General features: G+C 65.3%; 16 protein-coding genes. 8 read left to right on the top strand and 8 right to left on the bottom strand.

Annotated elements, in window-relative coordinates:
- Positions 1 to 5: 5 nt before the first annotated feature.
- Complete coding sequence (locus XW59_RS07520; RefSeq protein WP_047144121.1) at positions 6 to 974, bottom strand: NAD-dependent epimerase/dehydratase family protein; 969 nt, start codon at positions 972 to 974, stop codon at positions 6 to 8.
- Between the two features lie 64 nt (positions 975 to 1038).
- On the opposite strand from XW59_RS07520, the gene XW59_RS07515 reads away from it, so the two are divergent.
- The gene (locus XW59_RS07515) at positions 1039 to 1230 is read left to right on the top strand and encodes a hypothetical protein (RefSeq protein WP_136068006.1); all 192 of its coding nucleotides are present in this window, start codon (positions 1039 to 1041) and stop codon (positions 1228 to 1230) included.
- Positions 1231 to 1352: 122 nt separating this feature from the next.
- Here the strand turns inward: XW59_RS07515 and XW59_RS07510 are convergent, their stop codons facing one another.
- The 4 genes from XW59_RS07510 to XW59_RS07495 form a co-directional block, all read right to left on the bottom strand.
- Positions 1353 to 3002, bottom strand: coding sequence for a thiamine pyrophosphate-binding protein (locus XW59_RS07510; protein ID WP_047144122.1), 1650 nt, complete (start codon positions 3000 to 3002; stop codon positions 1353 to 1355).
- Positions 2999 to 4177, bottom strand: a complete 1179-nt coding sequence (locus tag XW59_RS07505) for a CaiB/BaiF CoA-transferase family protein (RefSeq protein ID WP_047144506.1) — start codon at positions 4175 to 4177, stop codon at positions 2999 to 3001. The genes XW59_RS07510 and XW59_RS07505 overlap by 4 nt, the downstream gene beginning before the upstream one ends.
- Positions 4178 to 4297: 120 nt before the next feature.
- Positions 4298 to 6361: an EAL domain-containing protein gene (locus XW59_RS07500; protein ID WP_137326993.1), complete on the bottom strand. Its 2064-nt coding sequence runs from the start codon at positions 6359 to 6361 to the stop codon at positions 4298 to 4300.
- 60 nt (positions 6362 to 6421) lie between these two features.
- The gene (locus XW59_RS07495) at positions 6422 to 7369 is read right to left on the bottom strand and encodes an alpha/beta hydrolase (RefSeq protein ID WP_047144124.1); all 948 of its coding nucleotides are present in this window, start codon (positions 7367 to 7369) and stop codon (positions 6422 to 6424) included.
- Positions 7370 to 7569: 200 nt separating this feature from the next.
- Here XW59_RS07495 and XW59_RS07490 point away from each other — a divergent pair, with 200 nt between their 5' ends.
- The 3 genes from XW59_RS07490 to XW59_RS07480 all read left to right on the top strand — a co-directional run bounded on the left by XW59_RS07490 (position 7570) and on the right by XW59_RS07480 (position 10255).
- On the top strand, positions 7570 to 8604 hold the full coding sequence (locus XW59_RS07490; protein WP_047144125.1) for an ABC transporter substrate-binding protein: 1035 nt from the start codon (positions 7570 to 7572) through the stop codon (positions 8602 to 8604).
- Positions 8605 to 8684: 80 nt separating this feature from the next.
- A complete protein-coding gene (locus XW59_RS07485) occupies positions 8685 to 9476 on the top strand; it encodes an ABC transporter ATP-binding protein (protein ID WP_246666024.1) in 792 nt (263 codons plus the stop codon).
- Positions 9473 to 10255: an ABC transporter permease gene (locus tag XW59_RS07480; RefSeq protein WP_047144126.1), complete on the top strand. Its 783-nt coding sequence runs from the start codon at positions 9473 to 9475 to the stop codon at positions 10253 to 10255. The genes XW59_RS07485 and XW59_RS07480 overlap by 4 nt, the downstream gene beginning before the upstream one ends.
- Here the strand turns inward: XW59_RS07480 and XW59_RS07475 are convergent.
- Positions 10252 to 11262: a fatty acid desaturase gene (locus tag XW59_RS07475; protein WP_047144127.1), complete on the bottom strand. Its 1011-nt coding sequence runs from the start codon at positions 11260 to 11262 to the stop codon at positions 10252 to 10254. The genes XW59_RS07480 and XW59_RS07475 overlap by 4 nt on opposite strands.
- Before the next feature lie 227 nt (positions 11263 to 11489).
- On the opposite strand from XW59_RS07475, the gene XW59_RS07470 reads away from it, so the two are divergent.
- On the top strand, positions 11490 to 11870 hold the full coding sequence (locus XW59_RS07470; protein WP_047144508.1) for a VOC family protein: 381 nt from the start codon (positions 11490 to 11492) through the stop codon (positions 11868 to 11870).
- A 16-nt stretch (positions 11871 to 11886) separates the two neighbouring features.
- Here the strand turns inward: XW59_RS07470 and XW59_RS07465 are convergent, their stop codons facing one another.
- Positions 11887 to 13092, bottom strand: a complete 1206-nt coding sequence (locus tag XW59_RS07465) for an MFS transporter (RefSeq protein WP_082137483.1) — start codon at positions 13090 to 13092, stop codon at positions 11887 to 11889.
- A gap of 138 nt (positions 13093 to 13230) precedes the next feature.
- Positions 13231 to 13875, bottom strand: a complete 645-nt coding sequence (locus XW59_RS07460; protein WP_170990107.1) for an AprI/Inh family metalloprotease inhibitor — start codon at positions 13873 to 13875, stop codon at positions 13231 to 13233.
- Between the two features lie 325 nt (positions 13876 to 14200).
- On the opposite strand from XW59_RS07460, the gene ettA reads away from it, so the two are divergent.
- The 3 genes from ettA to XW59_RS07445 all read left to right on the top strand — a co-directional run bounded on the left by ettA (position 14201) and on the right by XW59_RS07445 (position 17894).
- Positions 14201 to 15850, top strand: coding sequence for an energy-dependent translational throttle protein EttA (gene ettA / locus XW59_RS07455; RefSeq protein ID WP_047144510.1), 1650 nt, complete (start codon positions 14201 to 14203; stop codon positions 15848 to 15850).
- A gap of 22 nt (positions 15851 to 15872) precedes the next feature.
- Entirely contained in the window at positions 15873 to 16640 is a 768-nt protein-coding gene (tam, locus tag XW59_RS07450; protein WP_047144129.1) for a trans-aconitate 2-methyltransferase, read from the top strand.
- A gap of 129 nt (positions 16641 to 16769) precedes the next feature.
- Positions 16770 to 17894: a beta-ketoacyl-ACP synthase III gene (locus XW59_RS07445; RefSeq protein WP_047144130.1), complete on the top strand. Its 1125-nt coding sequence runs from the start codon at positions 16770 to 16772 to the stop codon at positions 17892 to 17894.
- Positions 17895 to 18076 lie beyond the last annotated feature (182 nt).

The following is an 18076-nucleotide window of genomic DNA, read 5'->3' as shown; positions in this document are numbered from 1 at the left end:
GCACCTCAGAAGCGGTTGGCTTCCTCGCGGAACCATTCGACGAAATCGGCGATGCCGTCCTCCAGCACGACCGTCGGTTTGAAACCCAGATCGCATTCGGCAAGGGCGATGTCGGCATAGGTGCGCGGGACGTCGCCCGGCGGTCTCGGCTTGAATTCGATCTTCGCCTTGCGGCCGGCCGCCTTCTCGACGAGGGCGATGAAGTCCATGAGCGGCACGGACCGGTTGTCGCCCAGATTATAGAGCGGCTCCATTTCGCCCGCGGCGGCGAGGATGCGGTCGGCGGCGCCAGTCACGCCGCGGGCGACGTCGGAAACATGCGTGAAATCGCGCTCCATCTCGCCATTGTTGAAGACGGTTATCGGTTTGCCGTGAAGGATGGCGTCGGTGAAGAGCCACGGCGCCATGTCGGGCCGGCCGTAGCGGCCATAGACGGTGAAGAAGCGAAGCCCGACGGCGCGCAGGCCATGCGTGTGGCGGTAGGAATGCGCCAAGAGCTCGCCGGCCCTCTTGGTCGCGGCGTAGAGCGAAATCGGCCTGTCGACCCTGTCGCCCTCGCGGAAGGGGACGACCTCGTTGGCGCCGTAGACGGACGAGGAGCTTGCATAGACGAGCGGCAGGCCGCGCTTGGCGGCAAATTCCAGGAGCGAGACCTGCCCCATCACATTCGCCTCGACATAGGGGAAGGGGTTCTCCATCGAATGGCGCACGCCGGGTTGGGCCGCGAGATGGACGACCAGATCGAGATCGGAAAGTCCGCCGGCCGATTGCAGCGCCGCGTGATCGGCAAGGTCGAGCTTCAGGAAGGAGAAGCGTTCGAACCGGGCGAGCCGGTCGTTCCTCGCCGCCTTCAGGGCCGGCGAGTAATAATCGCTCATATTGTCGAGGCCGACGACCTCGTCGCCCCGTTCGAGCATCCGGTGCGCCACGTGATGGCCGATGAAGCCGGCGGCACCGGTGAGGAGCACTTTCATTTCCGGTTCCTACTCGGCGACGCGTTAGAAGGTGAGCTTGCGCGGTTCACCCTTGGGATAATTGATGCCCTCGATCATGCCAAGCTCGGTCAGACCCTGGGATCTGCCCGGCAGGGCGGCGGCGAAACGTTCGAAATCGACCCGATCGACGACCGCCACGGAGCAGGCCGGGCTTGTCGACGGAAGCCTCGCCGCCTCGCCGGCCGAGACCAGGGCCGTGCCGGTGTCGGTGAGGAAAACCAGGCTCGGCTCGTGATAGCCGAGTTCGCGGCTTCATTCTTACACGGAATGATGACCGAGATTGTCAGCATCTTCGGGACCAATCGGCATTCAGGTTTCGAATGCGTGCGAGGCGGATACGAAGCACGAGGGCGGCTTTCAGCGTCCTTCGCGGATGTCGGTCAGCGTGCGCGTCGGCGTGATCGCCTCCGGATCGAGCTTCACCTCGATGATCGACGGTCTGCCGCTCGCCCGCGCGCGCTCGTAGGCGGGGGCGAATTCCTCCGTGGTCGTGACCGTCTCGCCATGGCCGCCGAAGGCGCGGGCGTAGGCGGCGAAGTCGGGGTTCTTCAGCGAGGTTCCCGAGACGCGGCCAGGATAGTCGCGCTCCTGATGCATCCGGATCGTGCCGAAGATGCCGTTGTTGAGGATCACCACGATCACCGGGCGGTCATATTGCACGGCGGTCGCGAATTCCTGCCCGTGCATCATGAAGTCGCCGTCGCCGGCCCAGACCAGCACCTCGCGCTCGGGGAAGATGCCCTTCGCGGCCACGCCGGCGGGAACGCCGTAGCCCATCGAGCCGGAGGTGGGCGCGGCCTGCCCGTTGAAGCGGCGATAGCGGTGGAAGCGGTGCATCCACGTCGCGAAATTGCCGGCGCCGTTGGTGACGATGACGTCCTCGGGCAGGTTCTCCTCCAGCCACGCCATCACGCGGCCCATTTTCACGTCGCCGGGGCCGTCCTGGGGCGGCGTCGACCATTCCAGGTAGGATTGATGCAGCTCTTCCGTGCGGTTCGCCCAGCGCGGCGTCGCGTCCGGCGCGGTCCGCGCGAAGGCTTCGGCGAATGCCGTGTTCGAGGCGTTGATCGCCAGTTCCGGCCGGTAGACGCGGCCAAGCTCCTCGGGGTCGGGGAAGATGTGCACCAGCTTCTGGTCGGGGTAGGGGCTTTTCAAGAGCGTGTAGTCGGCCGAGGGCATCTCGCCGAAGCGGCAGCCGACGAGGATGACGAGGTCGCTCTGCTTGATGTAGTTCGACAGCTTCGGGTTGGCGCCGATGCCGATGTCGCCGGCATAGCTCTCGTGCAGCTGGTCGCACAAAGTCTGGCGGCGGAACGAGCAGCCGACCGGCAGCTTCCAGTTGCTGATGCCGGCGCAGACCTGTTTCACCGCGTCTTCCGTCCAGCGCGTGCCGCCCAGCACGAGGAACGGTCGCTCCGCACCGTTGAGCAGTTCCGTCAGCCGCTCCATCTCCGGTTGGCCGGGCCGCGTCTCCACCGGCGTGAAAGGCAGGGGTGTCGGCGCCTCGACCTTGTCGGTCAGCATGTCCTCCGGGAGCGCGACCACCACGGGGCCGGGACGACCCGAGGTCGCCACCGCGAAGGCGCGGGTGACGAGTTCGGGAACGCGTGCCGCATCGTCGATCTCGACCACCCATTTCGCCATCGTGCCGAGGAAGGCCTTGTAGTCGACCTCCTGGAAGGCTTCGCGCTCCTTGATGCCGCGCGCGACCTGCCCGATGAAGAGGATCATCGGATTGGAGTCCTGCTGCGCGATGTGGATGCCTGCCGAGGCGTTGGTGGCGCCGGGACCGCGCGTGACGAAGCAGATGCCGGGCCTGCCGGTCAACCTGCCCTCGCAGTCGGCCATCATGGCGGCGCCGCCTTCCTGCCGGCAGACGACGTTCTCGATCTTGGAATCGTGCAGCGCGTCGAGCACCGCCAGATAGCTCTCTCCGGGCACCGAATAGATGCGCTTGACGCCGTTCGCTTCCAGCGCGTCGACGATCAGTTGACCACCCGTCTTCATTTGCCGCTCCGTTCCAGTTCCTCGAGGATTTCCCGGGTATGCTCGCCCAGTCGCGGCGAAGGCCGCTCGTATTTGAGCGGCGTGCCCGACATCACCATCGGCGCGCGCACCGATGGCAGCTTGTTGCCATGGCCGTCGTCGAGGTCGAGCCGCATGCCGCGGGCGATCGTCTGCGGGTCGGCGAACATCTGGCCGATCGTGTTGATCGGGCTCGCGGGCACCGCGGCCTTTTCCAGTTCGGGGAGGAGGGCGTCCCGCTCCCACTTCTGCGTGGTCTCGACGATCTGCTCGCGCAGCCGCACGCGATTGACGACGCGCGCGGCATTGGTCGCGAAATCCGGGTCGCTTGCCAGATGCTCCAGCCCGGTGACCTTGCAGAAGCGCTGGAACTGGCCGTCATTGCCGACGGCGAGGATGACGTGGCCGTCCTTGACCGGCACCACCTCGTAGGGCGCGATGTTCATGTGGGCATTGCCCATCTGTACCGGCGACACGCCGGAAACCAGATAGTTGAGGTTCTGGTTGCCGAGGATGGAGATCTGCGTGTCGTAGAGCGCCATGTCGATATACTGGCCCTCGCCGGTGGCCTCCGCGTGGCGCAATGCGGCCTGTATGGCGATGACGGAATAGAGGCCGGTGAAGATGTCGGAAATGGCCACGCCCGCCTTCTGCGGCTCGCCGCCGGGCTCGCCGGTGATCGACATCATGCCCGCCATGGCCTGGATGATGAAGTCGTAGCCGGCACGCGGCGCATAAGGCCCGTCCTGTCCGAAGCCGGTAACCGAGCAATAGACGAGGCGAGGGTTGATCTTCTTGAGGCTCTCATGGTCGAGGCCGTATTTCCTGAGGCCGCCGAGCTTGAAATTCTCGATCATCACATCGGCCGTTGCGACCAGCCGCCTGACCGTCTCGGCGCCTTCAGGGGTCGAGAAATCGATCGCGATCGAGCGCTTGCCGCGGTTGGTCGAGTGGTAATAGGCGGCGGAAAGGTTCTCGCCGTCATGCGACTCGACGAAGGGAGGCCCCCATTTGCGCGTGTCGTCGCCGCCGTCGGGGTTCTCGATCTTGATGACGTCAGCGCCGAGATCGGCAAGGAGTTGACCGGCCCACGGCCCGGCGAGGATGCGGGCGAGTTCGATAACGCGGATACCTTTCAGCGGCGGTTCTGCTGCCATTTGCTTCGACGCGGCTCCATTCATGTTGGCCGTGCGTAGCAATATGCGGCCCCGGTGTCACGGGTTCGATGTGTCGCTCAAGCCCCTGGCGCAGGAATTTCGGCGTCCTGGGTCATCACCTCAGGCGCGCGAGGCGAGCGCGGGAAGCATCGCCGCCGCGACGGCACCGGCCTCCCGCTGGGCGCGCGCAGCACCCGACGGCAGTTCGCGGACGGGCCGGGGGCGCCCGAACAGGAAGCCCTGGGCCTCGGCGCAGCCCTGACCCCGGAGGAGTTCGAGATGCTCGTCGCGCTCGACGCCTTCGGCCAGCACGGAAATGTTGAGCGAGCGCGCAAGCTGGATCGTCGCCTTGACGATGGCGAGCGAGTCCGCGCTGGTCGTCACCACGCTGATGAAGGAACGGTCGATCTTGATCTTGTCGAACGGAAAAAGCTGCAATGTCGCCAGCGACGAATAGCCGGTGCCGAAATCGTCCATCGCGAGCGTGACGCCGAGCGCCTTGATCTGGCGCAGCACGTGGAGCGCCTGCGCGCGGTCCTCGATGAGGCTCGCCTCGGTAATCTCAAGCTCCAGGCGCCAGGGCGCCAGGCCGCTCTGCACGAGCGCTTCGCGTACGATTCGCGGCAGGTCGCTCTGGGTGAGCTGGGAGGCGGCGACGTTGACCGCGATCTTGCAGGACGAATTCCAGGAGGCGACCTCCCGGCATGCGCCGCGCAGCACCCATTCGCCGATCGGCAGGATCAATCCAGTCTCCTCGGCGATCGGAATGAACTCGCTCGGCGCGATCAGGCCGCGCTCCCTGTGGTGCCAGCGCAGCAGCGCCTCGTAGCCGATCGTTTCGCCGCTCGCGACGTCGACCTGCGGCTGATAGTAAAGCTCGAGCTCGCCGCGCTCGACCGCGTGGCGGAGATCCATCGCCAGCGCCTTCTGGCTGCGCTGGTTGCCGTCTATGGCCTCGTCGTAGAAGCAGATATTGTGGATCGCCGATTTCTTGGCGCGGTACATCGCCATGTCGGCTGCCTTGACCAGATCGTCCGGCGAGGCGCCGTTGTCGGGAGACATGCCGATGCCGAGGCTGGCGCCGACGGACAGCATCTCGTCGCCATGGGCGATAGGCAGGCAGATGCAGGAGAGAAGGCGGTTGGCGAAGTCCTGCGCGTCGTCGGACGATGAAAGCCCGCTCTTCACGGCGATGAACTCGTCGCCGCCGACTCGCGCCATGAACTCGCCTTCCCCGAGCATGGCCCGGAGCCGGCCGGCCAGTTCCTGCAGCAGCACGTCACCCGCGCCATGGCCATGCGCGTCGTTGACGTCCTTGAAGCGGTCGAGGTCGATCGCGATGATGCAGGCCTTGTCCTGCCCCCGAGACAGCATCGCCGGCAGCCTGTTCGACAGGGAGGCCCGGTTGGGCATGCCGGTCAGCGGGTCGTGCATCGCCGCGTGACGATAGTTTTCCAGCATCTCGCGCTGCGAGCGCGCATCGACCGAATAGAGGCCGATGCCCATCACCGCGGCGGTCACCGCCACGATGATCATGGCGATCAGCTCGTTGGAGAAGAAATCCCGGGCGCCGATCTCGATCGGCAGGGGAACGAAAGTGGCCGCTCCCATCGCCGTGAAATGCATGCTGCAGATGGCGGCGACGAAGGCCGCGGGGCGCGTCAGGCCGGTGTAGGGCGTCTTCGGCCTTATGCCGAGCGCGATCACGCCGAAGACGCAGCCGGCGACGATCGAGGTCGCGACCGCGACGAGGTCCCATTCGATCCGGGCGGCGATCCGATAGCCGGCGATGCCGGTGTAGTGCATCGCGGCGATGCCGACGCCGATGACCAGCCCTCCCGCCGGTGCCGCGTATTTCCACTTCGCCGACGCCGCCAGCCAGAAGCCCGCGACGCTGAAGCCGATGGCGATCAGCAGGGAAAGGGAGGTCAGGAGAAGGTCGTATGTGCGCTCGAACGGCGGGTTGAAGCCCAGCATCGCCACGAAATGGGTGGTCCAGATCGCGGTTCCGCCAAACAGTCCGGCGAGAGCCACCCATGTGATTTTGTTGAGCGCGGGAAAATTCAACGCCCGGTCGTAGAGGCGCATCGCCAGAACCGAGCCGATCGTGCAGACGATCGTCGCGACCAGCAGGAATTTGTGGTCGTGCTCATAGGCAAGGCAAGACAGAACCTTGTAGAACATTGGAACCCCATCCGCGCCATATCAGTAGCGGAAAGTATAGGTTGCAATGCTCAATTTATTCTAAAGAGAGCCGGCTCCATTTAAGTCAACTACGCTTTCGGCCCAGGTGGCGAGCTCGTCCATGATGAGATTCCGATTCAACTCGTTGAGGGATTCGTGGCGGGTTTCGGCGTAAACCTTTGAAACCAGATTCGAAAAACCCATCGCGCGCATCCTTCTCTCCAGCGCGGTCACCGACTTTCCACCAGCGGTTGCAGGATCCTTCTCCCCGCCGGCGAGATTTACCGGCAGGTCGCGCCGCATCGCGGCAAAGTTGCGGTCGTCGGCGCCCGCGAAGATCAGGTCGAACACGGCCTGCCACATGCCGACGGACGCGTCCCAGCCGCACAACGGGTCGGCGACATATCTGGCGACTTCCTTCTTGTCGCGGGAAAGCCAGTCGAAATCGGTGGTTGCGCCGGGGATCTGTCTTCCCCACGCCTGGAAGGTCAGGCGCGGCAGGAGTCGCGAAGGCACGTCGGAGCCGAGCCGGAAACGCTCCCAGGCAAGGAGCGCCTTGGCCGCGAGCCCCGGCAGGCCGGCAGTGAAGTTGGCGTTCCAGATCGCGGCACCCGCGATGCGGTCGGAATGGCGCAGGGCGAAGTTCAGCGCGATCAGGCCGCCCATGGAATGCCCGAAAAGGATCACCGGCAGGCCGCCATGGTCGGCAGCGATGCGTTCATGCACGGCAAGCACGTCGGCAAGCACGAGATCGACCTGCCGCTCGCGCCCGAACCTGCCGAGCGGCGCGTCGGGTGCGCGGGTATGGCCGTGGCCGCGATGGTCGTGCGCGTAGACGTGAAAGCCGCGTCCGGCCAGGAAATCGGCGAAGCGCGCATAGCGCGCCGCATGCTCGGCAAGCCCATGATTGACGTGCATGACCCCGCGCGCGTCCTCGGCATGGCTGATATAGAGTCGCAGCGTGGCTCCGGTCGGCGAGATCAATTCGGTTTGTGTGTCGAACGCCATTGCCTGTCCCCCCGTTTGCGGGCAGATTGAAGCCATCCCGAGCCTCCGGTCAATATCGTCGCTCGCCCGCTTTTTGGGCGAGGCCTGACGTAAAAATGTGCACTGCACAAAAATGCTGAACGCTTGTGCAAAAACACTTGCCAAGGGCGGCGCGCCTCTGCTTCATGAAGGAAGATTGAGAGGGCAGGGAGTATTTTTACATGATTACCAGAAGGCTTTTCTCGCTGGCCGCCGCGACCGCGCTTGCCGGCGGCATTTTCGGCGGGGCGGTCGCGCCGACGTTCGCCGAGACCGACGTCAAGTTCACGCTCGACTGGAAGTTCGAGGGACCGGCTGCGGGCTTCTTCCTCGCGCAGGACAAGGGCTACTTCAACGACGAAGGCCTCAACGTCACCATCGACACCGGCAACGGCTCGGTCGAGGCGATCCCGCGCGTCGCCACAGGCGCCTACCAGATGGGTTTCGGCGACATCAATTCGCTGATCAAGTTCCTCGACGAGGACAAGTCCCAGAAGGTCAGGGCGGTGATGGTCGTCTATGAGCGTCCGCCGTTCTCGATCATCGGACGCAAGAGCCTCGGCGTGACCGATGATCCGAAATCACTGGAAGGCAGGAAGCTGGGGGCGCCGCCGCCTGACGGCGCCTTCGCACAGTGGAAGGCCTTCGTGCCGGCCGCCGGTATCGACGAGACCAAGGTCACGATCGAGAGCGTCGGCTTCCCCGTCCGCGAGCCGATGCTGGCCCAGGGCCAGGTCGACGGCATCTTCGGCTTCGCCTTCTCCAGCGTTCTCAATCTCAAGTCGCAGGGCGTTCCCGCCGACGACATCTCGACCATCCTGATGGCCGAGAACGGCCTCGACCTCTACGGCAATTCGATCCTCGTCAACACCGATTTCGCCGCCGAGAATCCCGACGCGGTGAAGGGCTTCCTCAGGGCGATCGCCAAGGGCTTCGCCGATGCGGTCGCCGACCCCACGGCGGGCGCGGAGGCGGTGATGAAGCGCAACGAGGTGCTGATCAAGGAGATCGAGGTCGAGCGCCTCGAAATGGCGAACGCCATGAACATCAACACGCCCTACGTCAAGGAGAACGGCTTCGGTGGGATCGACGAGGGCAAGCTCGCAAGCTCCATCGAGGCACTGAAGATCTCCATGGGCCTGAAGGGCAATGTCGGTCCGGCCGACATTTTCGACGCCTCGTTCCTTCCGGCCAAGGAAGAACGGCTGCTGCCGTAACCGGCGCAAGGGCCATCTTGCCGGCGCCTCTCGCCCATGCACGGGCGGGAGGCGCCGGCTTCCAAATCAGCGCGCAATTCATGCCCCAATCCCTCGTCACCATCGACAATGTGGACATGCGCTACGGCGGGCCGGAAGGCCTGCTTGCCGTGCAGGGGCTCAACCTTTCCGTCGGGAAGGGGGAGTTCGCGGCCGTCGTCGGACCTTCCGGCTGCGGCAAATCCACGCTGATGAAGCTCGTCACCGGGCTCCATATCCCGCAGCGGGGCGTCGTCACCGTCGCCGGCGAACGGGTGACCAAGCCCGTTTCCATCGTCGGCATGGCCTTTCAGAACCCGACCATGCTGCCCTGGCGTACGACGCTCGACAACATTCTCCTGCCGCTCGAAGTGGTCGACAAGCACCGTCACCGCCTGCGCCGCAACAAGGCCGAATATGTCGCCAAGGCGGAGAGGCTCCTGGAAACCGTCGGCCTGAAGGGATTCGGACAGAAGTTTCCGTGGCAGCTTTCGGGCGGCATGCAGCAGCGCGCCAATCTCTGCCGGGCGCTGATCCACGAGCCCGACCTCCTGATGCTGGACGAGCCGTTCGGGGCGCTCGATTCCTTCACCCGCGAGGAATTGTGGTGCGTCATCCGCGACCTCCATGCCGCGCAGGGCGTCACCATCGTCCTGGTGACCCACGACCTGCGCGAGGCGGTCTTCCTCGCCGACCGCATCTTCGTCATGAGCGCGCGTCCCGGCCGCATCATCAAGGAGCAGACGGTGCCCTTCGCCCGTCCGCGTGACCTCGAAATCCTCTACGAGAGCGATTTCAACGACATCGTCCACGAACTGCGCGGCAACATCGCCGATGCGAGGAAGGCGGCATGAGCACGCCGTCGAAAGGCTTCGACTGGATCAAGGCCGCGCCGTGGCTCTACACGGTCGCGCTGTTCGTGATCTGGGAACTGGCGGTGCGGATCTTCGCGCTGCCGCAATTCATCCTGCCCGCGCCAACGCGCATCGCCGAGGCGATCGTCCAGTTCTGGCCGGCGATCTGGAAGAATTCGCTGCAGACGCTCTATACGACCACGCTCGGCTTCATACTGGCGGTGGTGGGCGGGCTGGCGCTCGGCATCCTCGTCGGCTGGTCGCGCTTCATCTATGCCGGGCTCTACCCGCTGATGGTCGGCTTCAACGCCATCCCCAAGGTGGCGATCGTGCCCATCCTCGTCATCTGGTTCGGCATCGGCACCGTGCCGGCGGTGCTCACCGCCTTCCTCATCGCCTTCTTTCCAATCGTGGTGAACGTGGCGACCGGCCTTGCCACCATCGAGCCCGAGATGGAGGACGTGCTGCGCGCACTCGGCGCCAGGAAGATGGACATCATGCTGAAGGTCGGCATTCCGCGCTCGATGCCTTATTTCTTCGGCTCGCTGAAGATCGCGATCACGCTCGCCTTCGTCGGTTCGATCATCGCCGAGACCGTAGCGGCCAATTCCGGGCTCGGCCACATGATGCTCGCCGCGCAGAGCCAGTTCAACGTGCCGCTGGTGTGGGCCGGCCTCATCATGCTCGCCGTGGAGGGCATCGTCATGTACGCGCTGATGGCGTGGATCGAGATGCGCATGACCGGCTGGGCGCATCGCAGCCAGATGGCGAACGGCTAACTGGCCGTTCGCGCCTCGCGGAACGATACGAGCCGCCCCCGGTTTTCGTCCCACAGCACCAGTTTCACGCAGCGCAGGCTGTCGGCGATGGTGATGCGGCCGATCCCGGCGAGCTCGGGGAAGTCGCGCAGGACTTCCGGCAAGCGGTAGCACGGCACCCTGCTGGAAAGGTGGTGAACGTGATGGATGCCGATGTTGCCGGTCAGCCACCGCAGAACCGGCGGCAGGTCGTAGTGGGAAGAGCCGTGCAGGGCCGCTTCCTGGAACTGCCAGTCGGAGCCTTGCGACCAGTGGGTCTCCTCGAACTGGTGCTGGACGTAGAAAAGCCAGATCCCGGCGGCTCCCGCCAGGATGACGATCGGCAGGTGGATTGCCAGGAAGGGTCCGAGGCCGACCAGCCAGATCAGTCCGGTCGCGAGCACCGCGATCGCCAGATTGGTGGTCATGGTCGATATCCAGGGCCGCGCGCCGGCTTTCATCATGCCGAAAGGCAGCCGCTGCTTGAAGATGAATAGCCATACCGGACCGATGCCGAACGTCACCACGGGATGCCGGTAGAGACGGTAGCCAAGCCGGCCCCAGCCCGACAGCGCCTCATACTCGGCCACGGTCAGCGTCGTGATGTCGCCGATGCCGCGTTCGTCGAGATTGCCCGTCGAGGCGTGATGCGCGGCGTGGGAGCGGCGCCAGTAGTCGTAGGGCGTCAATGTCAGCACGCCGATCGCGCGTCCGGTCCAGTCGTCGGCGGTCCGGTGCGCGAAAAACGAGCCGTGGCCGCAATCATGCTGGATCATGAACAGGCGCAGCAGAAAGCCGGCCGCGGGCAGGATCAGAACCAGCCCCCACCAGACCTCGAAATGGACGGCGGCCCAGCAGAGCGCCCACAAGGCGGCGAACGGGACGATGGTGACGATCAGTTCGAACGTGCTGCGAACACGGTCGGGCTGGCGATATTTGGAAAGGAGCTTTGGCCAAGCGCGGTTGTCTGGCCGGGATGTGGACTGCATGGGGTCTCCCGACGAGGCGGCCGGATGGGTTCAACTTGATCAGGGTTCTCCGCTTATGGACCGGAACGCGCTTTGGCAAGCCGCCAGGCGTCAATCCGCCGAACGTTTTGGCCAACGCCGCCTTCGAACGCGAAAAAAATGCGCCGTGTGTCGAAACAGGCCTCGTCGGTTCGTCGTTTGAACGGGGTGCGAAAAAGGGATCGACGATGCGATCCAAGGAGAAAACGATGCTGAAAACCAAGGAAGCGATGGCAACGGTGCCGGTACGCGACCTGAAGAGGTCGCGCAAATTCTACGAGGAGGCGCTGGGACTGACGCCGGCCCGCGATCCCGAGCCGCAGATGGTCGGCTACCAATGCGGCCGGTCGGTGCTGTTCGTCTACGAATCGCCGCATGCCGGCACCAACAAGGCGACGTGCGCGACGTGGAATCTGGGCGAGGACATTACGGAGATCGCTGCGGCGCTTGCCCAGCGGGGCGTCGTCTTCGAGCACTATGACGACATCCCGGCGGAGAACCGGCAGGGCGACGTCTACGTGTTCGGCGAGATCAAGACCGCATGGTTCGCCGATCCGGACGGCAATATCCATGCGCTGACGAACGGCTGAGCGGCCGGAACTTAGCTCAGGCGCTTCCGCGTGCGTCCCACCAGGCGACGAGCCAGATGCAGAGGCCGATAAGGGCGAGCGCGCAGCCGACCCAGCCCGACGACGGGAAGCCGTAGCCCATGGTGATGGCGATGCCGGCGAGCCACGGACCGAGCGCGTTGGCGGTGTTGAAGGCGCTGTGGTTGAGGGCGGCGGCCAGCGTCTGTCCGTTGCGCGCCACGTCCATCAGCCGCGTCTGCAGCACGGTGCCGAGGCTGCCGGTGAAGCCGACGAGAAAGATCACCAGGCTGATCGCCCAGATATTGGTTGCGGCGAATGGATAGCTCGCGAGCACCACCGCGCTTGCAATCAGCAGGCCGGCCGCCGTCTGCATCAGCGCCTTGTCGGCGGCCCAGGCGGCCGCGAGCGTGCCGAGGGTGAGGCCTACGCCGAAGACGGCGATGACCACCGGCACCAGAGCGGGCGAGACCTGCGTCACCGTGAGCAGGGTCGAGGCGGTGTAGGAATAGACGGCGAACATGCCGCCGAAGCCGATCGCGCCCGTCGCCAAGGTGAGCCAGACCTGACGGTTTTTCAGCGCGTCGAGCTCGCGCAGCGGGCTTGCGTCGGGCATCGGCCGGTCCCTCGGCGCGAAGGCCGCGATCAGCGCGAATGTGAGGAGCGCGAGCAGGCCGGTGACGGCGAAGCCCCAGCGCCAGCCCATCGCCTGGCCGAGCCATGTCGCCATCGGCACGCCGATGATCGTCGCGATCGTCAGGCCGAGCATGACCCGCGCGACCGCCTGGGTGCGCTTGTTGGAAGGCACCAGCGAGGCGGCGACGAGTGCCGCGACGCCGAAATAGGCGCCGTGCGGCAGGCCGCTCATGAAGCGGAAGAGGAGCATCCACGGATAGGAAGGCGAAAGCGCGCTCAGGCAGTTGGCGAGGCCGAACACCGCCATCAGGCCCATGAGCAGGGTTCGCCGCGAAAGGCGCGCGGAGAGGACGGCAATCAGCGGCGCGCCGACGACGACGCCGAGCGCGTAGGCGCTGATCGCATGGGCCGCGGTCGGCTCGTCCACGCCGAGCCCGGCGGAGAAATAGGGCAGGAGGCTCATGGCCGCGAATTCGGTGGTGCCGATCGCGAAGCCGCCCATGGCAAGCGCGAACATGACGAGCCCGACCTTCGTCGTCCGAAGCTCCGCGGCGGGTCTGGCAGCCGTCGCGGACCGGCCGACCGACATGTCGTTCATCGTCTTGGTTCCCCGTGTCTCGCTGCTCCTCCTTCAGCGATCTCGTCGGGGCGACGCTAGTGGAAGTCCGGCGCGCCAACAATCGCGCCGCATGCAGGGCGGCCATGCAAAAATCGCGAGGGTCGGCGGCTATCGCCAGAGCGTGATCGGCGTGCCGTCGGAAAGCGTGCCGGAATAATAATCGGCATCCTCGCGCTTCAGGACGGCGATCCGGTCGCCGTCGGCGGCATAGATCAGAAGCTCGGCGTCGTAGCCGGTCATCGTCTCGTCGAGCCGCCAGTCGTTCATCGTCGCAAGCAGCGGATTGCCGCAACCCTTCGACGAGACGCGGCCTTTTTCCGGGCTGCCGGCGGCCCAGGCGGAGGCCTGGAAGGTGACGGAGCAACCGCAGTCTGGCGCGCCGTCGATGATCGTCCAGGCGCCACCGCGCAAGTCGTAGCCGGAGCGGATGGTCCGCGCCGCGAAGCCGCCCGCGACGATGCCGCCAGCCGGTCCGCCGACCGCTACGCCGGTTCCGGTGATGACCGTCCGACCGACGCCTCTCCCGGCGTTCCAGGCGGCCGTGGTGCCGAAATTGCGCAGCCGATCCGGCCTGGGCGGCGGGCCGCCGGGCAGCGGAACGGCGCATTGCATCGGCCCGGCCATCGGGGCGGTTGCCCCCGCGGAAACGCCGGCAAGCCCGCTCTCGCCGCCCGACTGGCAGGCGGCGAGCAGCGCGCCGCCGAAGGCGAGCGCGATGAATCCGAACGAACGCTGAAACTGTCCCCGTGTCACGCGGACGGGATTGCGCAAAGACAATGGCGATTGTTTGATCGCCGCCGACCCGCGTCGGATAAAAATCGCGACGCGAAGTTCAATCCGATCAACGGTTTCGGCGCAGGTCATTGCGATGGCGCGGTGAAACCGACCTGCTCGCTTCCCGCTATTTTCCGCAGGCCGGCGATGCGGGAATGTGCATCCGGGCGCTTGAGGAGGGTATTTTCGAGCCGACCTGATGCGTGGCAGGGCGCGCCGATGCATTGCCCTCGGCGGCGGATTCGCCTACATACGCCTCGACTTTCGATTTCCCGAACACGAGCAACGGAGTTCGACGCGCGCCATGGCACGCCAGTTCATCTATCACATGTCCGGCCTCAACAAATCCTTCGGCGCCAAGAAGGTGCTGGAGAACGTCCATATTTCATTCTATCCCGACGCCAAGATCGGCATTCTCGGTCCGAACGGCGCCGGCAAGTCGACCGTGCTCAAGATCATGGCCGGCCTCGACAAGGAATTCACCGGCGAGGCCTGGCTCGCGGAAGGCGCGACCGTCGGCTATCTGCCGCAGGAGCCGGAGCTCGACCCGGCGCTCGACGTGCTCGGCAACGTCATGGAAGGCGTGGCGGCGAAGAAGGCGATCCTCGATCGTTACAACGAATTGATGATGGACTACAGCGACGAGACCGCCGACGAGGCCGCCAAGCTGCAGGACCAGATCGACAGCCAAAACCTGTGGGACCTCGACAGCCAGGTGGAGATGGCGATGGAGGCGCTGCGCTGCCCGCCCGGCGACGCCGACGTCACCAAGCTTTCGGGCGGCGAGAAGCGCCGCGTGGCGCTCTGCCAGCTCCTTCTGCGCCAGCCCGACCTCCTGCTGCTCGACGAGCCGACCAACCATCTCGACGCGGAGACGACCGCGTGGCTTGAAAAGCACCTGCGCGAATATCCGGGCGCGGTGCTGATCATCACTCACGATCGCTACTTCCTCGACAATGTGACAGGCTGGATTCTCGAGCTAGACCGCGGCCGCGGCATTCCCTACGAGGGCAATTATTCCGCCTATCTGGAAGCCAAGGCCAAGCGGATGGGGCAGGAGGAGCGCGAGGAAGGGGCGCGCCAGAAGGCGCTTGCGCGCGAGCGCGAATGGATCGCATCGAGCCCCAAGGCTCGGCAGGCCAAGTCGAAGGCGCGCATCAAGGCCTATGACGAACTGGTTCAGGCGGCGAACGACCGCCGCCCCGGCGATGCGCAGATCATCATCCCGGTCGGCGAGCGGCTCGGCCAGGTCGTCATCGAGGCGGATGGTCTCACCAAGGGCTTCGGCGATCGCATGCTGATCGAGGACCTCGAATTCAAGCTGCCGCCGGGCGGCATCGTCGGCGTGATCGGGCCGAACGGCGCCGGCAAGTCGACGCTGTTCAAGATGATCACCGGTCAGGAAAAGCCGGATGCCGGCGAAATCCGCGTCGGCGACACGGTCGATCTCGGCTATGTCGACCAAAGCCGCGACCATCTCGATCCGAACAAGACGGTCTGGGAGGAGATCTCGGGCGGCAACGACATCATCAAGCTCGGCAGGTTCGAGATGAACTCGCGCGCCTATTGCGGCGCCTTCAACTTCAAGGGCGGCGACCAGCAGCAGAAGGTCGGCAATCTCTCGGGCGGCCAGCGCAACCGCGTGCATCTCGCCAAGATGCTGAAAAGCGGCGGCAACGTCATCCTGCTCGACGAGCCCACCAACGACCTCGACACCGAGACGCTGGCGGCACTGGAAGACGCGCTGGAGAACTTCGCCGGCTGCGCGGTCATCATCAGCCACGACCGCATGTTCCTCGACCGCCTCGCGACCCACATCCTCGCCTTCGAGGGCGACAGCCATGTCGAATGGTTCGAGGGCAATTTCGAGGATTACGAGCAGGACAAGATCCGCCGCCTCGGCCCCGACAGCGTCAACCCCAAGCGGGTGACGTATAAGAGGCTGACGCGGTAGGTAGAGGCGAAGCGAGTAGGCGATGGAAGACTGGTCCGCATCCCAATATCTGAAATTCGAGGACGAGCGGACCCGTCCGGCCCGCGATCTGCTGGCGCAGGTGCGGCTCGGCGATCCGGCCCATGTGGTCGACATCGGTTGCGGGCCAGGCAATTCGACGGAACTGCTCGCCGCGCGCTGGCCGCGGGCGAAGGTTGGCGGCATCGACAGCTCGCCGGCGATGATCGAGGAGGCGCGGCGGCGCCTGCCGGACCTGGATTTCGCGGTCGCGGACGTCGCGGCCTGGGAACCGGACGGGCCGGTCGACGTCATCTTCGCCAACGCGGTGCTGCAATGGCTGCCGAACCATCGCGCAATCCTGTCTCGCCTGCTCGGCATGCTTTCGCCGGGCGGGTTCCTCGCGGTGCAGATGCCTGACAATATCGGCGAGCCCTCGCATGTGCTGATGCGCGAGACGGCGGCCGAAACGGCTTTCGCCGCGAAGCTGGCCGGGGCCAGCCGCGCGCCGCTGCCGCCCGTCGCCGCCTATTACGACCTCCTGTCGCCGCGGGCGCGCACGCTCGACGTCTGGCACACCTTCTACAATCATCCGCTCGCCGGCGCGGAAGCAATCGTGGAATGGGTGAAATCGACCGGACTTCGGCCGTTCCTCGACCCGCTCGACGAGGCGGAGAGGGAGGCGTTTCTCGAAAGCTACACGGCGAAGATCGCCAAGGCCTATCCGCCGGCCGCGAACGGCAAGGTTCTCCTGCGTTTCCCGAGATTGTTCATGGTGGCACAAAGGGCGTGAAACGGTTGGCTTTGCCAGCCGGATTAAGCTGACGTAAACTGCCGCGCTGCAAGATTGCCGTCGGGAAAACCGCGTTTCTGCCAGCGTGCGCAAGCAGATCGTGTAGGGTGCGCACGGGACAAGTTTAGTATGCATCGCGTCATCATCAGCGGGATGGGGATCGAAATTCCCGAGAGCTCGATCTCCAACGAAGAGCTCGTCGAAAGCTTCAATCTCTGGGTGGGTCAGGAAAACCAGCAGCGCGAGCGCGAAGGTCTCGAGCCACTGTCGTTTTCCAGCGCAAGCTTCATCGAGCATGCCTCGGGCATCCGCTCGCGCCATGTCCACACACCGAAGGGCATTCTCGATCCGGATAGGATGGCGCCCTACATTCCGGCGCGCGACGACGACGACCTCTCGGTAACCGCGGAGTTCGGCGCCAAGGCGGGGCGCAAGGCGCTGCTCGACGCGCGCGTGCCGCCCGGCGAGGTCGACATGGTGATCTGCGCCGGCTCGCATCTGCAGCGGCTCTATCCGGCGATCGCCATCGAGATCCAGAAGGAGCTCGGCACGGGCGGCGCCGCCTTCGACATGAGCCTCGGCTGCTCCTCGGCCGTCGCAGGGCTGCATGTCGCCTATCATCTTGTGCGCTCGGGCGCCCACAGGCGCGTGCTGGTGATCACACCGGAACTGATCACCGCGCATCTCAATTTCCGCGACCGCCAGACGCATTTCATCTTCGGCGATGCGGCGACCGCGCTGTTGGTCGAGGCGATCGAGGAGGGCGACGAACGGCCCGGCCGCTTCGAGGTGGTGGACACGCGGAGCTGGACGCAGTTCTCCAACAACATCCGCTCCAACTTCTCCTATCTGAATCGGGCAGCGCAGGAGGACACGAGCTCGGTGCCGGCCGAGGGCAACCTGATCAAGCAGCAGGGCAACAAGGTCTTCAAGGAAGTGACCGTCGCCGGTCATCGCTTCATCGTCGATTTCCTGGCCGAGCACGGCCATACGCCGGAGAGCATGCGCCGCTTCTGGCTGCACCAGGCCAATGCGCGCATGAACGCGATGATCCTGAAACTGTCCTTCGGCGGCGTCGATGTCGGCCACGACCGGGCTCCGATGGTGCTGGACCGACTCGGCAACACGGCGGCCGCCGGCGCGATCGTCGCGCTCTACGAGAACCACAAGGACATGAAGGCCGGCGACCACGGCCTGCTCTGCGCCTTCGGCGCCGGCTATTCGATCGGCGGCGCGCTGCTCAGGATGATGTGAGGGCGCGGAAGCGCGTCGTCGCAGCCTGTTTTCCGGGCCCTTGATGGAGACTGGCGTTGTTCCCCCTCATCCGGCCGCTTCGCGGCCACCTTCTCCCCGACGGGGTGAAGAATACGGCGACGATGTCGACTTCCGCTTCTTTCCCGACAGGGCGAGGTGGCTCGTGCAGCGGGCCGGGTTGA

The organism is Aquamicrobium sp. LC103 (genome assembly GCF_001014615.2).
Lineage (GTDB): Bacteria > Pseudomonadota > Alphaproteobacteria > Rhizobiales > Rhizobiaceae > LBCQ02.
This window is presented reverse-complemented; position numbering and strand designations above follow the sequence as displayed.